14 protein-coding genes are annotated in these 16,667 nt (G+C 72.0%); 11 read left to right on the top strand and 3 right to left on the bottom strand.

The window, feature by feature from the left end; all coding sequences use genetic code 11:
• The first annotated feature begins 13 nt into the window (after positions 1-13).
• Both INTCA_RS12795 and INTCA_RS12790 read left to right on the top strand, forming a co-directional pair.
• Positions 14-1,183 (top strand): NAD(P)-dependent malic enzyme, encoded by a 1,170-nt coding sequence (locus INTCA_RS12795; protein ID WP_013493343.1) that lies wholly within the window; start codon positions 14-16, stop codon positions 1,181-1,183.
• Positions 1,184-1,345: 162 nt separating this feature from the next.
• A complete protein-coding gene (locus INTCA_RS12790) occupies positions 1,346-2,317 on the top strand; it encodes a zinc-binding dehydrogenase (protein ID WP_013493342.1) in 972 nt (323 codons plus the stop codon).
• A 65-nt stretch (positions 2,318-2,382) separates the two neighbouring features.
• Here the strand turns inward: INTCA_RS12790 and INTCA_RS12785 are convergent, their stop codons facing one another.
• Together INTCA_RS12785 and cofD are read right to left on the bottom strand one after the other, a co-directional pair.
• Positions 2,383-3,489, bottom strand: coding sequence for a coenzyme F420-0:L-glutamate ligase (locus INTCA_RS12785; protein WP_013493341.1), 1,107 nt, complete (start codon positions 3,487-3,489; stop codon positions 2,383-2,385).
• Entirely contained in the window at positions 3,486-4,487 is a 1,002-nt protein-coding gene (gene cofD / locus INTCA_RS12780; RefSeq protein ID WP_013493340.1) for a 2-phospho-L-lactate transferase, read from the bottom strand. Before cofD ends, INTCA_RS12785 begins: the two co-directional genes overlap by 4 nt.
• A 360-nt stretch (positions 4,488-4,847) precedes the next feature.
• On the opposite strand from cofD, the gene INTCA_RS12775 reads away from it, so the two are divergent.
• The 3 genes from INTCA_RS12775 to INTCA_RS19870 are packed head-to-tail and all read left to right on the top strand — an operon-like array spanning position 4,848 to position 10,121.
• A complete protein-coding gene (locus INTCA_RS12775; protein ID WP_013493339.1) occupies positions 4,848-5,114 on the top strand; it encodes a WhiB family transcriptional regulator in 267 nt (88 codons plus the stop codon).
• Positions 5,115-5,166: 52 nt separating this feature from the next.
• Positions 5,167-8,544 carry a glycosyltransferase family 2 protein gene (locus INTCA_RS12770; protein WP_013493338.1) on the top strand — a complete coding sequence of 1,126 codons (3,378 nt, stop codon included), beginning with the start codon at positions 5,167-5,169 and terminating at the stop codon, positions 8,542-8,544.
• Complete coding sequence (locus INTCA_RS19870; protein ID WP_013493337.1) at positions 8,541-10,121, top strand: DUF5719 family protein; 1,581 nt, start codon at positions 8,541-8,543, stop codon at positions 10,119-10,121. The genes INTCA_RS12770 and INTCA_RS19870 overlap by 4 nt, the downstream gene beginning before the upstream one ends.
• Before the next feature lie 118 nt (positions 10,122-10,239).
• On the opposite strand, the gene INTCA_RS12760 is transcribed toward INTCA_RS19870, so the two are convergent.
• The gene (locus INTCA_RS12760; protein ID WP_041307692.1) at positions 10,240-10,575 is read right to left on the bottom strand and encodes a metallopeptidase family protein; all 336 of its coding nucleotides are present in this window, start codon (positions 10,573-10,575) and stop codon (positions 10,240-10,242) included.
• Between the two features lie 182 nt (positions 10,576-10,757).
• On the opposite strand from INTCA_RS12760, the gene INTCA_RS12755 reads away from it, so the two are divergent.
• The 6 genes from INTCA_RS12755 (at position 10,758) to ahcY (ending at position 16,530) form a co-directional block, all read left to right on the top strand.
• The gene (locus INTCA_RS12755; protein ID WP_013493335.1) at positions 10,758-11,189 is read left to right on the top strand and encodes a DUF3499 domain-containing protein; all 432 of its coding nucleotides are present in this window, start codon (positions 10,758-10,760) and stop codon (positions 11,187-11,189) included.
• Between the two features lie 60 nt (positions 11,190-11,249).
• Positions 11,250-12,710, top strand: coding sequence for a phosphomannomutase/phosphoglucomutase (locus INTCA_RS12750; protein ID WP_013493334.1), 1,461 nt, complete (start codon positions 11,250-11,252; stop codon positions 12,708-12,710).
• Positions 12,707-12,898, top strand: coding sequence for a Trm112 family protein (locus INTCA_RS12745; protein WP_013493333.1), 192 nt, complete (start codon positions 12,707-12,709; stop codon positions 12,896-12,898). The genes INTCA_RS12750 and INTCA_RS12745 overlap by 4 nt, the downstream gene beginning before the upstream one ends.
• Before the next feature lie 4 nt (positions 12,899-12,902).
• Positions 12,903-14,042 carry an SIS domain-containing protein gene (locus INTCA_RS12740; protein ID WP_013493332.1) on the top strand — a complete coding sequence of 380 codons (1,140 nt, stop codon included), beginning with the start codon at positions 12,903-12,905 and terminating at the stop codon, positions 14,040-14,042.
• A gap of 26 nt (positions 14,043-14,068) precedes the next feature.
• On the top strand, positions 14,069-15,004 hold the full coding sequence (locus INTCA_RS12735) for a DUF808 domain-containing protein (protein WP_041307689.1): 936 nt from the start codon (positions 14,069-14,071) through the stop codon (positions 15,002-15,004).
• An 89-nt stretch (positions 15,005-15,093) separates the two neighbouring features.
• Complete coding sequence (gene ahcY / locus INTCA_RS12730; protein WP_013493330.1) at positions 15,094-16,530, top strand: adenosylhomocysteinase; 1,437 nt, start codon at positions 15,094-15,096, stop codon at positions 16,528-16,530.
• The last annotated feature ends 137 nt before the right edge of the window (positions 16,531-16,667 follow it).

The following is a 16,667-nucleotide window of genomic DNA, read 5'->3' as shown; positions in this document are numbered from 1 at the left end:
CGAGGTTCCTCTCATGAGTGCGTTACCCGTCACCCCACCCTTCGACGTGAACGACCCGGTGTTTCGGGCCCACGAGGGCGGCAAGCTCGGGGTACACGAGACGTCACCCCTGCGCGATGCGCACGACCTGTCGCTGCTCTACACGCCCGGCGTGGCCGAGGTGTCCCGGGCGATCGCCGCGGACCCGACGCTCGCGTCCCGCTACACGACCCGGCGCAACACCGTGGCCGTGGTGAGCGACGGCACGGCGGTCCTCGGGCTCGGCGACATCGGTCCCCTCGCTGCCATGCCGGTGATGGAGGGCAAGGCCGTCCTCTTCAAGCACTTCGCTGACGTCGATGCCGTGCCCGTCTGCCTCGAGACGGGCACGGTCGACGAGATCGTCGAGGCCGTGGCGCGGTTCGCCCCGACGTACGGCGGGATCAACCTCGAGGACATCTCCGCCCCGCGGTGCTTCGAGATCGAGCGGCGTCTCAAGGAGCGTCTCGACATCCCCGTGTTCCACGACGACCAGCACGGGACGGCCATCGTCGCCCTCGCAGCGCTGTTCAACGCGGCGCTCGTGGTCGAGAAGCGCCTCGAGGACCTCACCGTCGTCGTGTCCGGTGCGGGCGCCGCGGGTGTGGCGGTGTCGTCCATCCTCGTGTCCGCGGGTGTGGGGGATGTCATCGTCACTGACTCCCGGGGCATCATCGGCCCGGACCGGACCGGCCTGCCGGAGCACAAGGAGTCCCTCCGTGCGCTGACGAACCGGACGGGCCGGGTCGGGCTGCTCGGCGATGCGCTCGAGGGCTCTGACGTCTACATCGGCGTCTCGGGGGGGACGGTGCCGGAGCGGGACCTGATGCGGATGGCGCCCCGGGCCATCATCTTCGCCCTCGCGAACCCCGATCCTGAGGTCCATCCCAAGGTGGCTCACAAGTTCGCCGAGGTCGTGGCGACGGGACGCTCGGACTTCCCGAACCAGATCAACAACGTCCTCGCCTTCCCCGGGATCTTCCGCGGTGCCCTCGACTCAGGAGCGCGGGCCATCACGGAGGAGATGAAGCTGGCGGCGGCCCGGGCCATCGCGGACCTCGTCGACGAGCCGAGCGCGACGTCCGTCGTGCCGAGCGTCTTCGACGAGCGGGTGGCCCCTCGGGTGGCCGAGGCGGTGTCCCACCTGGCCCGTCGCTACGGCTGAGCCACTCCTTCGAGTCGTATGCCGCTGGGCCCGGTCTCCGGGCCCAGCGGCGCGTCCAGCCCTCCCGCAGTCCGGACGGGGGCCGGCCTGCGGGTCGGCGATGCGGTGGGCGTCACGCGGACGCGCTGCCCGGTCCCGCCCGTGGGTGGTTAGGGTGCTGACATGCTCGCTGTCTATGCCGCCAGCCAGTCGTCCACCGACCCGCTCTCGGGTCTCGTCGTCGGGGACCGCCCCGACCCCGAGCCACGGGACGGCTGGGTCAGGGTGCGATTGCGCACCGCCGGCCTGAACCACCACGACGTGTGGTCCCTGCGCGGGGTCGGCCTGCCGGCCGACCGGCTGCCGATGGTCCTCGGGTGTGACGGCGCGGGAGTCGACGACGAGGGCAACGAGGTGATCATCCACGCGGTCGTCGCGTCTGATGGATGGCAGGGGGACGAGACGCTCGACCCGAGGCGGACGCTGCTCTCGGAGCTGCACGACGGCACCTTGGCCGAGTACGTCTCGGTCCCTCGCGGGAACCTCGTTCCCAAGCCGACCGACCTGCCCTGGGAGGCGGCGGCCTGCTTGTCCACGGCCTGGCTCACGGCCTACCGGATGCTCTTCACCAACTCGGGCGTCAAGCCGGGCGGCACGGTCCTCGTGCAAGGCGCCGGGGGTGGCGTCGCGACCGCACTGATCCAGCTCGGTTCGGCCGCCGGGTACCGGATGTGGGTCACCTCCCGCGATGCGGGCAAGGCCGAGAAGGCTCTGAGCATCGGAGCGGACCAGGCCTTCGGATCAGGAGACCGGCTGCCCGAGCGGGTCGACGCCGTCATGGAGACCGTCGGCGCGGCAACGTGGTCACACTCGGTGAACTCCCTCCGCCCCGGGGGCACCATCGTGATCTCCGGTGCGACCTCGGGCGACGCTCCCAGCAAGGCCGAGCTGACGAAGATCTTCTTCAAGCAGCTTCGCGTCGTGGGCTCGACGATGGGGACGCACGACGAGCTCGCCCACCTGTCTCGGTTCATCGTCCAGCAAGGGATCGAGCCGGTCATCGACACCGTCCTGCCGCTGGCGGACGCCCGGGACGGCTTCGCGCGGATGGTCGACGGTGACGTGTTCGGCAAGGTCGTCTTCCACGTGTCCTGACGGGACTCGGGAGCAGGGCCGTCGCCCTGCCGGTGCTTCCCGTCCCCGCGTTGGGGCCGGCCGGGTCAGGGCCGCGGGTGCCTGCTGGGCGCCGCGTCCACCGTGACGACGACGGCGCGCCCATCGGCACTCGGTTCTCCGGCGGAGCCGTGCAGCCACTCGCTCCACAGCGCCGCCTCGAGCCGAGCCACGAGACGTCCGAGCTCGTACGGCGTGTCTGCTCCGAGTGTCACGGACCGCGGTCCGACGTCGGCCGTGCCCGAGCCCACCGCATGGAGTGCGACGCGCACCGCCCGGCCCACGGCGTCGAGCCGGCTCGAGTCGGAGCGTGAAGTTGGCGGGATCCCCACCGTTTCCGCGTCCGGGGTGCCTGGCTCGACTCCCAGGGCGGCGCGGACCGCCTCGACCCGACCGTAGCCGAACCAGTCGTCGGGCCCGGCGCGGACGAGATCACGTCCCCGTGGTGCGGACGGATCGGCCGAGGCGGGGACGAACCGTCCCAGCCCCCGGACCACTGCCGCAGGCACCCCGTGGACCTTGCCCTTGGCGAGGTCTGCCGCGGAGGCGATCTCGTCCGCAACCGCCCGCGTCGTCACCTCGAGCCGCCTGCCGTCCGCGTCCGTGCCGCCCCGCAGGTCGTCGGTGGCCCGCACGCCGTGGACACCGAGCGCGAAGTCCACCTGGCCGATCCGCCAGGGCCGCCCCGAGGTGTCGCTGAGGATGACTCCGAGCCGGACTCCATGGCGCCGCACGAGCTCGTCCCGGAGCCGTTCACAGACCGCGTCCGGGTCGTGGGGGAGCAGCAGCCAGCCCCCGTGCTCTCCGGTGTTGGACCCGTCCACCCCGGCGGCCGCCATGACGGGTCCAGCCTTGGACCGGACGATGCGCGTGACCCGGCCCGCCAGCGCCCGCTCGGCCACGACGTACTCCGTCTCGGCGGCGACGACCCGGTCCTTGTTCGGATCGTGGGTCACGAGCCCGAGCGACTTGCTGGCCACCTTGCTCGACACGACGATGATGTCGCCGGCCTCCAGCGCCAGGCCGGACGCGTTCAGTCCCGCATCCACCACCTCGGCGAGCGAGTCTCCGTCGCGGACTTCCGGGATGCCGGTCAGAGGCGTGATGGAGACCGTCGAAGCGGTGGCATGGTCGCGCCCGTCGGGCCGGCTCATCTGCCGCCCCCGAGTCCGCGTCGGTCGGCCCGGCTCTCGGCGAGGCTGAGCGCGGCTCCGGCGATGTCGGCGGCGGCCTCGACCGAGCTCATGAGCAGCGGGCGCCGGACCAGCGCGGGGGCCGAGCCGGACGGCGGCTCCTCCATCGGGTCCGCCGGGTCCACGAGCCAGCCGTCGAGGAAGTCTGCGTAGAGGCCGGCGACCGCCGCGCTCGTCGACGCGACACCGATCGCCCTGAGGCACAGGTCCGCGTGGCCGCGAACGGGCCGGCCCCCGATGAGCGGTGACACGCCGACGACGGGAGCGCGGGTGCCACGCAGCGCATCCCTCACTCCCGGGACCCCGAGGATGATGCCGATGGAGACCACGGGGTTGCTGGGCGGGAGCAGGACGACGTCGGCGGTGCGGATCGCCTCGAGGACCCCGGGCGCAGGTGCAGCCGCGTCGAGTCCGGCCACGACGAAGCGGTCCGCATGGAGGGAGGCCCGGTGGCGGACCCACCACTCCTGGAAGTGAATGGCGCGTTGCTCGCCGCCCTCCGTCACGACCACGTGGGTCTCCACGGGGGTGTCAGTCATGGGCAGCAGCGTCACGCCCTGGTCGGGGAGCCCCCAACGTGCGCCGAGCCGGGCGGTGACCGCGCTGAGGGGGAGGCCCTGCGCCAGGAGCTGGGAGCGGTAGATGTGCGTGGCGAAGTCCTTGTCGCCCAGAGAGAACCACTGGGGAAGCGCCCCGAGGGCCGCGAGCTCGTCGGCGACGTGGTGGGACTCGTCCGCACGTCCCCAGCCTTGCCCTTCGTGGACCCCGCCACCCAAGGTGTAGAGGATGGTGTCGAGGTCGGGACACACGCGGAGGCCGAAGAGGGTGATGTCGTCGCCGGTGTTGCCGATCACGGTGACCTCCACCCGCTCGCCCGGTCGGGCTGACTCGAGGTGGTGCAGGAGGCCGCGGATGAAACGGGCGCCGCCGACTCCGCCGGCCAGGGCTGTGATGCGCATGCCGAGGATCCTCTCAGGGCCGCGGGCGCCACGGTCAGAGCGGTCCCGCGCGACGGTTCGGAGGAGGGCGACGGTCGTCGTGGTTTTGGGTATGGAGCCTGTCGTGCGCGGGCTGGCCACGGTGCGGAGGAGGGGTCGAGGCGCAGCCGTAGCAGACCCCGCACCCGGCAGGCAAATATCATCATACGGCTTGACGTGAGGTGCATGACACGCTTGTAATTTCATTGTTGTACTTGCCAGTTGTCCCGCTCAGTGGCCGTTCCCCCAAGGAGCAGTCCAGTTCGGGCAGCAGCTCGGGTGGAGCAGCAGGCAGGTAGGACAGCAGTGCTGACATGAGGAAGTCAGGGTCGAGGAGGGGTCATGCACGAATTGATGTTGGTGATGTCGGATGTGGGCGAGCAAGGTGGTGAGCTCTCCTGGCAGGAGCGTTCTCTCTGCGCCCAGACCGACCCGGAGGCGTTCTTCCCGGAGAAGGGCGGTTCCACGCGCGAGGCCAAGAAGGTCTGCGTCGGGTGCGATGTGCGGGCCGAGTGCCTGGAGTACGCGCTCGCGAACGACGAGAGGTTCGGGATCTGGGGCGGCCTCTCCGAGCGGGAGCGTCGCAAGCTGAAGAAGCGCGCGGTCTGAGCATGCGGGCCGTGCCCGGGGCCAGATCGGGACCCGGGCGAAGGAGCGCGCCGTGCCTGACCTGAGCCACGGTCACACTCCGCCCACGGGCGCCGGGGCAGCTGACTCGTCCGTCCCCCCCTCCACGGGACGAGCGGCTGCCGGAGCGAAAGTGGCGGCGCGACCTGTCGTCAGCGCGGTGGTCCTGGTCCGCAACGGCGCTCCTTGGCTCGCAAGGTGCCTCGACGGGCTGGCCTCCCAGACGGTTCCGCCCGAGCGGCTGCTCATCGTCGACGTGGCGAGCACGGACACGTCGACGGCCATTGCCCAAGCGCACTCGAGGGTGCGCCAAGTGGTCCGTGACGTCCGCGTCCACCGGCTCGAGCACGTGGTGCCGTCCGGACGGGCCATCGATCTCGCTGTGGACGTCCTCAGCGGATCAGGGGCCGTCTCAGGGGCCGTCTCAGGGGCCGTCTCAGGGGCCGTCGACGGCGAAGGCACACCGGCGCCCGAATGGCTCTGGGTCCTGCCCGACCTGACCTCGCCCGCGCCGACCGCCCTCGAGCGGCTGCTCGATGCTGTTGGCCGGTCTCCGTCAGTGGGTCTGGCGGGGCCCAAGGTCGTGGACGCGGCCGACCCACGGCGCCTCGTCTCCCTCGGCCTGCAGGTCACCCGCACCGGACGGCTCATCGCCTCGCCGGCACTCGGAGAGGCTGACCAGGGTCAACACGACAAACGCACGGACGTCCTGGCCGTGAGCACGAGCGGGATGCTCATCCGGCGCGACGTCCACCTGGACCTCGGCGGCTTCGACCGCGCCTTCGACGACGTGGGTGCCGACCTCGACCTCGGATGGCGGGCCCAGCTCGCCGGGCACCGGGTCATCGTCGTGCCTGCCGCCACCGTCCTCGCGGCGCGGGATGCCGCGTCAACCGGGGCAACCGGGGCGACCCCGGCCCTGGACCCGCGTCGGAGAAGGGCGGCTCGGCGCGTGGCGCTCGCCCGGTGCTCGCTCGGCTCCCTGCCGTTCATCGCTGCCTGGATCGCGGTGTCTTCGCTCGCTGCGGCGCTGGTCCTCGTCCTGGCGAAGCGACCGCGGGCCGCTTGGCGGGAGCTCGGCGACCTCGCCGCGCTCCTCCACCCGGTCTCCAGCGTCGGCGCCCGGTGGCGGGGGCGGCGCGTGCGGCGCCTGCGCGGTGGAGACCTCGGGACGCTCTTCGTCCCGCCCCTGGCGGCCGCACGATCGACCATCGACCACATCCAGGACGCCATCACGCCGGAGCGCTCCCAGGCACCACGCGAAGCGGCGCCGACGACCGAGACGGGTCCGTCATCCGACGAGTCCGAGGTGTTTGGCATTCTTCCTCCCGCTCTCGGGCAGCGGCTGGCGACGCATCCCGGCCTGCTCGCCGTCGCGACGACGCTCGTCGTCAGCGTGTTCGCCTGGCGCGACGCGATCCGGTCCGGGGCGCTCGCCGCGACCAGCACCGGCGTGGCGGGCGGCGAGCTGCGGCCGCTGGCGACCGACTCGTCCGGGCTCTGGCACGCCTTCTGGGATGCGTGGCACGGGGCCGGGCTGGGCACGAGCGCCGAGTCCGGGCCACACCTCGCGGTCCTGGCTGGGGTGACGTGGGTCGCGGAGCTCCTGCCGGGAGTGTCGGAGAGTCGCTCGAGTGCCGGGGTGACGGTCGCCTGGCTGCTCTTCCTGGCCCCCGCCCTGTCGGCCTGGTCCGCCTACCTTGCCTCCCGCGTCCTGCCGACGTCCCGCAGCGCCCGTGCCGTCCTGGCGGTCGCCTGGGCCGGCTCGTCCGTCATCACGACCGCCATCTCCGAAGGTCGCGTCACGGTTGCGCTGGGCCATGTCCTCCTTCCGTTCGTCATGGCAGGCTCCGTGCTGGCGGCGAGGCGGCACGGCACCTACACCGCCACCTTCGCCACCGGGTTGGCGGCGGGCCTGCTGGCCGCCTTCGTTCCGCCGATGTTGGCGGTCTCGTCGATGGCGGCTCTTGTGCTGCTCCTCCTCGGCCCCGGCACGCGCAGGCTCCGGGCGCTGGTCCTGCTCGTCGTCCCTCCCGCCCTCCTCGTCACCTGGGTGGGCAGTGCCGTCGCCGACTGGCGTCTCCTCCTGTCCGGCCCGGGCCTGCTCACCACCGCGGTGCCGACGGAGGCGTGGAAGCTCCTCGTCGGGCACTCGGGCGGCGGGGACAGGTCCGCCGTGCTCGGCGCCGAGACGGACGTCGTGAGCACACTGGCGAGCTCGGACGTGGTGGTCTGGGCCACCGTCCCGCTGGTCCTGGTCGGTCTGGTCGGATATGCCCGGCGGGGACGCAGCCGGGCTGAGAGCGTCGGGGTGCTCGCCGTGGGCATCGTGGGCCTCATCGGACTTGCGGCTGCGCTGGCCTCCGGACGCGTGGTGCTCGGGTCGGCCGAGGACGGGGTCGGGCTCTCGGGCACCGCCCATCTGTGGGCGGGCGTCGGGCTCGAGCTGTGGGTCGCAGCCGTCCTCGTCGGGATCCTGCTCGCCAGCCGCGCGGTGGTGAGCGACCCGAGCAGTGGTCCGTCGCCCGTCCGCACTGCGCGGTGGAACCTGGCTCGCACGGTCGCTCTCTCAGGACTCGTCGTCGTCCCGGTCGTCGTCACGCTGGCCGCGTGGGGCGTCACCGGGGTGAGCCGGACCATGACGGTGGGCCAGGCGACCCTGCCGGCCGTTGCCGTGGAGCAGGCCAAGGACCCGTTGAGCAACCGGCTGCTGCTCCTGCGTCCTTCCGACGAGGTCGTGGACTTCGTGCTCGTCGGTCGGGAGCCGGGGCAGCTGCTCCGCGACCTGGATCGTCCGGCCCGTGCCGACGACCGCCCCCTCGTGGACGCGGTCGCACGGCTGGTCGGCGGTCGCGACGTCGACTCGCTCGATGCGGCAGAGCTGGCTGGCTGGGGCGTCGGGTTCGTCCAGGCGCGAGCCGATGCGGGCGACCCCCTGACACGCCGACTGGACGCCACCCGAGGGCTCACCCGCCTCGGCACGAGCGAGCAAGGGATCCTGTGGAAGGTCCTTCCTGCGTCCACCGCCCCGAGCGCGCCGACCGCCGCAGCACCGTCGAGGCTGCGCGTCGTGGATTCCGACGGGCGGACCGTCGCCGCCATACCGACGTCCGGGCCCCATGGGGCCGCTGCCGAGCAGATCGCCCCCGCCGCAGAGCGACGGCGTCTCGTCGTGGCCGAGCCCCTCGAATGGACCGAGCACGCCGTGGTGTCGGTCGACGGCCGAGTCCTCCTGCCCCTCGTCGGCCAGCCGCTGGCGACGTTCGACCTTCCGTCCGGAGGTGGCGCCCTGAGAGTCGACCTGGCGGCATCGCAACCGTGGCTGCGGATGGGGCAGGGGGCCGCGCTGGCGTTCGTCATCTTCATGGCCTTGCCCTTCGGCAACCGCCGTTCCAGAAGGCGGCAGCCATGACCCGCTTCCGCCGCACGACGCGTCCCTCCGCGGGTGGTGCTCCTGAGCGCAGCTGGGGCCGCTCCGGTGTCATGCGGGCCACGCTGCTCGCAGCCGTCGCAGGTGGGTTGACCATCGCAGCAGGGACGGTCGAGGGCACCGTGGAGGTGGCGCGCCCGAGCGAGCGGGCCGGTCTGTCCCAGACCTCCGACGTGCTCATCGAGTCCGCGTCCCTCGTCTGCCCCGGACAGCAACGCGTCGGGACGGAGGGCATGCGAGACGTTCCCGGGACGGTGCAGGTTGCGAGCGCGGGGTCCCCGGACGCAGTGCTCCGCGCGATCTCCGACATCACGGGCAGCGGCGCTCCGGCCGGCAGCAACGCTGCTGGCCGGGTCTCCCTGCTCGACGCAAAGGGGTCCGTCCTCGCGTCGACCGACCGGCGGTCCCGCCCGGTCGCAACGACCACGACGGGCGCCGCATTCGTCGTTGCCCGGGGTGAACGCGGCCTGGCTCCTGGTCTCGCCGCGGTCCAGAGCTGGTGGCACACCGGGGACGATGACCGTGGGCTGAGCGTGACCCCGTGCGTGGAACCGGCGGCCGACGTGTGGCTCCTCGGCGGAGGCGCCGGGGCGTCGCGCACCGAACGCGTGCTCGTCGTCAACCCGGGCGTCAACCCGGTCAGCGTCAGGGTGGAGGTGTTCGGGGCCGAGGGACGGGTCGGGGCCGCTGACCGGGCCTCGGTCTCGATCCCACCGCAGTCGCGGATGTCACTGTCACTGGACGCCCTGGCCCCCGACGAGCTGCGACCGGCCGTCCATGTCGTCGCCTCGGGCGGTGTGGTGTCGGCGGTGCTGAACGACGCCTGGATCGACGGGGCGACCGCCCGTGGCGTCGAGGACGCAACGGCGGCCGCCCCCCCGGCCCGGGACCTCGTCGTACCAGCGGTCGAGGCTGCGGCGGCGGGGCAGGGCGACGCCGTCCTGCGCATCGTCAACCCGGGAGGCGCGGAGGCTCTCGTCCGGGCCATGGTGCTGACGCCGGAGGGAGCCCGGCAGCCGACCGAGCTGCGCGCGGTCCGGGTGGGCGCCGACTCGACCGTTGACGTCCCGCTGAGCCTGCCTGCCGGTGGCAACGCGCTTCGCCTCACGTCCGACCGACCGGTGACGGCCGCGGTCTTCGTGGACCGGAGGCAGGGGCCGGGGAAGGCCGCGGCGACCGATCGGGAGGGCGACTTCGGCTGGGCTCCGGCGCTCCCTCCGATCCGAGCCGTCGCCGGCGTCGTGATTCCCGCCCAGGTCCCGCAGGGCGCGACTCGAACGCTGCACCTCGCGGCCGGGCCCGCTGGCGGGAGCGTGACGGTCACCCTGGGCGCGGGAACGGCGGAGCGACAGGTGACCGCGCAGCTCAAGCCGCTGACGGCGGTGACGGTGCCCCTCGGCGACGCCGAACGAGTCTGGGTGACGACCGGTGCGGTGGACGTCCGGGCCGCGGTGAGCGTCTCCCTCAGCCAGCAGGGCTCGCCCTACTACTCCATCGTGCCGGTGCACAGTGCGCCGACCACGGCGACCTCGGTGCCCGTGCGCCAGCTGACCCGCTGATCTGGGCACCGGCAAGGTCCCTCGACAGCAGGCTCGCACGCCGCCGGCCGGCACAGCCTGCCGTGGGCTCGGCGTCTGAGAGCGGGCGACGGGTCGGGGTGGGGAGGGCCGGAAGGAGTCACTCCCCGAAGCCGGGGTCCAGCTCCTCGGGGTTGACCCCGAGCAGCCCAGCGACCTGCTCGGTGACGATGTCGGACACGAGGGCGGCCACGTCGCGCGGGTCCGACACCCGCGTCTCGACCGGCCTGCGGTAGACCACGATCCGCGCCGGGCGACTGCCCGTGGCCGGGAAGAGGCGTCCGAGCGGGACCTCGCGGTGCTCCCACGGTGCGGGCCCGAGGGGAACGTCCTCGACCGCGAATTCGACTGCGGGGAAGGCGCGCCCGCACGTCGCCTCGAGACGGGCGGCGGCGTCGAGCACGAAGTCGTCGAACTGGTCTCGTCGACTCGTCATCGCTGGGACCGGTGGCCAGGCCAAGGGGCCGCGTGGACCTCGGCCGTGCCGGTCCCGACGGGGGGACTGGGCGGTCCGGCCCGGGACCTGCCGATGACTCGTGCTCACACCCACACTCTAGATCGGCAGCGTCGGCGTGGTGTGTCGTCACCGGTGGGCGGCCGCGACTAGAGTCCCCAATCGTGGGTCTCACACGTGGTTGCTCCAAGACGGGTTGCGCTCGCCCCGCGGTCGCCACCCTGACCTACGCCTACGCCGACCGGGCCATCGTCCTGGGGCCCCTCGCGACGTTCGCGGAGCCGCACACCTACGACCTCTGTCGCGACCATGCCGAGCGGCTCACCGCACCGCGCGGCTGGGACGTCGTCCGGGTCGGCGGCGAGTTCGCCGAGCCGGTCCTCGCCGCGGACGACCTGCTCGCGCTGGCCGACGCGGTGCGTGAAGCGGGACGCCCCAGCTCCCGGCAGCCCTCGAGTCGCGGCGCGCGCACCGGCACGGCGGGCCCGTCGGCACCAGAGCTGCCGACTGCGCGGGGCCAAGCCAGCGCGGAGGCCCGGTCCGGGATGGTCGAGGGGCGCCGGCGGGGTCACCTGCGCGTCCTGAAGGACTCCTGAGGCCGTCCCGCCCCCGGTGGCTCCCGACGCGCCGACGGTGGCAACCACTAGGGTCTCCCCGTGCCCAGACTCAGTGACTTCGTCAAGGCCTACGACGTTCGCGGACTCGTCCCCGAACAGCTCTCGAACGAGGTCGCCCACGCCCTCGGCGTCGCCTTCGCCGAGGTGGTCGCGCGGCCGGACGGCAAGGGCGGCGTCGTCATCGGCCACGACATGCGTCCGAGCTCGCCCCCCTTGTCGGCCGCCTTCGCGGACGGCGTGGCTGAGCGTGGGCTCGACGTCACGATGGTCGGACTGTGCTCCACGGACGGTCTCTACTACGCGAGCGGAGCGCTCGACGTGCCGGGGGCGATGTTCACCGCGAGCCACAACCCGGCCAGCTACAACGGCATCAAGCTGTGCCGAGCGGGGGCCAAGCCGGTCGGCCAGGACACCGGCCTCGTCGAGGTGCGCGACCTGGCGCAGTGGCTCCTCGACGGTCGATCAGGTCTACCGGCGTCGCCGTCGGGTCGCGGAACCGTCGAGGCCCGCGACCTGCTCGCTGACTACAGCGCCTTCCTCCGCGGCCTCGTGGACCTCAGTGGGTCGAGACGGCTCAGGGTCGTCGTCGACGCCGGCAACGGGATGGGGGGCCTCACGGTCCCAGCCGTGCTCGGCACCGCCGCCGGCCTCCCGGCACTGCCACTGGAGATCATCCCGCTGTACTTCGAGCTCGACGGCACCTTCCCCAACCACGAGGCGAACCCGCTGGACCCGGCCAACCTCGTCGACCTCCAGCACGCCGTACGGGAGCACCGCGCCGACCTCGGACTGGCCTTCGACGGAGATGCCGACCGGTGTTTCGTCATCGACGCCGACGGTGAACCCGTCTCGCCGAGCGCCATCACGGGGCTCGTCGCCGCCCGCGAGATCCGCCGCGCGCGGGCCGGCGGGGACCGCGCCGTCGCCGTGGTCCACAACGTCATCACCAGCGCTGCGGTCGCTGAGGTCGTCCGCGAGAACGGGGCGACTCCGATCCGGACCCGGGTCGGCCACTCCTTCATCAAGGCCGAGATGGCCCGGTCGGGCGCCGTCTTCGGCGGGGAGCACTCGGCGCACTACTACTTCCGGGACTTCTGGTTCGCCGACACCGGCATGTTGGCGGCCCTGCACGTCCTCGCCGCCCTCGGCGAACAGGGCCGCCCGCTCGCCGAGCTCGCGCGAGGCTATGAGCGGTACGTCGCCTCAGGCGAGCTCAACTCCACCGTGATCGACCAGGACGGGGTCCTCGAGCGGATCCGGGCCTGGGCCGTCGTCCGAGGTGCGAGCGTCGACGAGCTCGACGGAGTCACCGTGAGCTCGGCCGGGCCCACCGAGTCGATGTGGTGGTTCAACGTCCGTGCGTCCAACACGGAACCGCTGCTCCGACTCAACGTCGAGGCGGCAGACCGTGAGACGATGGCCCGGGTCCGTGACGAGCTCCTCGAGCTCATCAGGGGCAAGGCCACCTCAGCCGGAGACCAGCAGGAGCGTCCCGAATGACGACGAACGAGACCATCGAGCCATGGCTGCGCGAGATCCTGCGTTGCCCCCGCTGCAAGGGAGTGCTGGCCGACGCAACGGGACCCACGGGGCCTGAGCTGCAGTGCGGGTCGTGCCACCTCGGCTACCCGATCGAGGACGGCGTGCCCGTGCTGCTCGTCGACCTGGCTCGTCCCACCAGCGACTGACCTCATGTTCGACGAGGCCCGGCTCGACGATGTCGAGGCGCTCGAGCGCCTGGACTCCCTCGGCACGCTGCGAGCGCTGGCTGGCGCCGGCGCGAGTGTGCGGCGTGCCGTCGACGTGGCACGGGAAGCCGGCCTCGAGCGACTCGCCGAGCTCCAGCCCCGTGGCGTCGTCGTCGCGGCCGCCGGCGGGTCAGCCTGCGTCGCCGAGCTCTTCGAGGCGGTGGCGCGCGCGGGAGGGGCGATCCCGGTGCAGAGCTGCACGAGCGCCCCGCTGCCCGGCTGGGTCGGGACGCTCGACCTCGTCGTCGCCGTGTCACAGTCTGGGCGGGCCGCGGGCCCTCTCACGCTCGCGGCCGAGGCAGCCCGGCGGGGCGCGATGCTGCTGACCATCGGGGCTCCGAGCTCGCCGTTGGCCGAGATCAGCAGCCAGGCCCGAGGGATCCACGTCCCGCTCGCCGCGCCCGGTTCGTCCTCGCGCACGGCGATGTGGGCTCACGCGACGCCGCTGCTCATGGCAGCCGACGCCCTGGGCCTCTCCTCCATCTCGGCGGCCACGGTCGCCGCGCTGGCCGACGAGCTCGACCGACGCGCTCAGGAGGTGGGGCCGTCGGCGGAGTCCTTCGAGAACCGGGCCAAGACCCTCGCGACCGACGTCGCCGAGTCCACCGCCATCATCCTCGGCTCAGGGCACCTGGGCGCGGTCGCCGCACGTCGCGCGGTGGCCATGCTCGGCCGCACGGGCCGGGTGCCGGTGTCCTCCGGGGTACTGCCGGACTCGGCGAGCCAGGTCGTCGCCTGCTTCGACGGACCCCTCGCGGGTGGCGAGTCGAACGGCGCCGACGACATCTTCGCCGACCCCTACATCGACGGACCCCCACGGCCGCCCCTCCGGTTGGTCATGCTCCGCCACAAGTCCGAGGCGGGGACCGACCTCCAGCTCCTGGCCGACCGGGTCGTGGCGGCCGCCGAGGACGCTGGCGTCCGGGTCTCGCTCATCGACGCGGAGTCGGACGACCCGCTCCTGCGGGTGGCCTCGCACGTGGCGCTGACCGACTTCGCCGCGACCTACCTCGCCCTCGGCCAGGGGTTCGACCCCGCGACGTCGCCGCACGTGCGGCTCCTCAGAGGCGTTTCGGAGGACTGAGGCGGCCCGCCCCTACGATGGGGCGCATGGCAGGTGGACTGGTCGCCCTTCTCGATGACATCGCGGCGCTCGTGAAGCTCGCGGCCGCCTCGGTCGACGACGTGGGCGCGGCAGCCGCGCGCGCCAGCGTCAAGGCGACCGGGGTGGTCGTCGACGACACCGCGGTGACGCCGCGCTACGTCCAGGGCCTCCACCCGGAGCGAGAGCTGCCGATCATCAAACGCATCGCGGTCGGCTCGCTGCGCAACAAGCTGCTCATCATCCTCCCGGTCATCATGCTGCTCAGCCAGTTCCTGCCCTGGCTGCTGACGCCGATCCTCATGCTGGGCGGCACCTACCTGGCCTACGAGGGCGCGGAGAAGGTCTGGGAGGCGGTCACGGGGCACCACGAGGAGGATCTGCCGACCGTCGTGGACGAAGCCCAGGAGGACACCGTCGTCTCGGGGGCCGTCCGCACCGACTTCATCCTGTCCGCCGAGATCATGGTCATCGCCCTCAACGAGGTCGCCGACGAGCCGTTCCTCGCGCGCCTCGCCATCCTCATCGTCGTCGCGTTGCTCATCACCGGTCTGGTCTACGGCGTCGTCGCGCTGATCGTGAAGATGGACGACCTGGGCCTCCGACTGGCGCAGCGTGACTCGTCGTCCTCGCAGGCCATCGGCCGGGCCCTCGTCAAGGGCATGCCCTCCCTGCTCAGCCTCCTCTCGACCGTCGGCATCGCCGCGATGCTCTGGGTGGGCGGCCACATCCTCCTGGTCGGGATCGACGAGCTCGGCTGGCACGCCCTCTACGACGTCGTCCACACCATGGAGGGGGCTGTCCACGGCGTGGCAGGAGTCGGTGGGCTGCTCGCCTGGCTGGTCAACACGGCCGCCTCGGCGCTGCTCGGCCTCGTGGTCGGGGCCGTCGTCGTGGCGATCATGCACCTGATCCCGCGCCGGCGTGGCGCAGCGACCCACTGAAGGTAGAATCGTCCCCTCCGGCGTGGGTGACGACCCGCGAGACCCAGAAGGGCGCGCCGGGTCAGCACACCAATCCGAGGAGATCTTCCATGTCCTTCGACCACAAGGTGGCCGACCTCAGCCTTGCCGCCGCCGGGCGGCACCAGCTCCGGCTCGCCGAGCACGAGATGCCCGGTCTCATGGCGCTCCGCGCCGAGTACGCCGACAGCCAGCCCCTCATGGGTGCCCGCATCGCCGGGTCCCTGCACATGACCGTGCAGACCGCGGTGCTCATCGAGACGCTCACGGCCCTCGGCGCCGAGGTCCGCTGGGCCTCGTGCAACATCTTCTCCACGCAGGACGAGGCCGCCGCGGCCGTCGTGGTCGGCCCGCACGGCACCCCCGAGGATCCCCAGGGCGTTCCCGTCTTCGCCTGGAAGGGTGAGACGCTCGAGGAGTACTGGTGGTGCACCGAGCAGGCCCTCACCTGGCCCGGTGACGGCGGCCCCAACATGATCCTGGACGACGGCGGCGACGCGACGATGCTCGTCCACAAGGGCGTGGAGTGGGAGGCCGCGGGCCAGGTCCCCGTCACGACGGACGAGGACTCCGAGGAGTTCGGCGTCTTCAAGGAGCTGGTGCGCCGCAGCCTCGAGGCCGACGGCCAGAAGTGGACCACCATCGCGGCCGGGATCAAGGGCGTGACGGAGGAGACCACGACGGGAGTCCACCGCCTCTACCAGCTCGCCGAGGCGGGTGGTCTGCTCTTCCCGGCCATCAATGTCAACGACTCAGTGACCAAGAGCAAGTTCGACAACAAGTACGGCTGCCGGCACTCGCTCATCGACGGGCTCAACCGTGCCACCGATGTGCTCATCGGCGGCAAGATGGCCGTGGTCTGCGGCTACGGCGACGTCGGCAAGGGCTGCGCCCAGTCCCTGGCTGGTCAGGGCGCCCGCGTCGTCGTCACCGAGGTGGACCCGATCTGTGCGCTCCAGGCCGCGATGGAGGGCTTCCAGGTCCTGCGCCTCGAGGACGTCGTCGGGCAGGCCGACATCTTCATCACGACGACCGGCTGCTACGACGTCATCACGGCTGACCACATGACGCAGATGAAGAACAAGGCGATCGTCGCCAACATCGGCCACTTCGACAACGAGATCGACATGGCCGGTCTGGCCCGGGTCCCCGGCGTCACGAAGACCGAGATCAAGCCGCAGGTCCACGAATGGTCGTTCGACAACGGGCGCAGCATCATCGTGCTCTCCGAGGGGCGTCTGATGAACCTCGGCAACGCCACCGGGCACCCGAGCTTCGTGATGAGCAACAGCTTCTCGAACCAGACCATCGCGCAGATCGAGCTGTTCACGAAGAACGACGCCTACGCGAAGCAGGTGTACACGCTCCCCAAGGTGCTCGACGAGAAGGTGGCCCGCCTCCACCTCGAGGCGCTCGGGGTCCGGCTCACCGAGCTGTCCAAGGGCCAGGCGGAGTACCTCGGCATCGACGTGGCCGGTCCCTACAAGCCCGAGCACTACCGCTACTGACGGGCGTGCGGCCACGCGACACGCAGAGCAGTCGCGCGGGTGGCAGGCCAGCCACCAGCATGACGTATGCCGCTGAGCTCGCCGAGCCCAGCGGCATACGTCATGCTGTGGTTTCGTCACCAGCAGCCCGGTGAGCG

It is taken from the genome of Intrasporangium calvum DSM 43043 (assembly GCF_000184685.1).
GTDB lineage: Bacteria > Actinomycetota > Actinomycetes > Actinomycetales > Dermatophilaceae > Intrasporangium > Intrasporangium calvum.
Note: the sequence above shows the minus strand (reverse complement) of the source record. Positions and strands in the feature narration are given on the sequence as shown.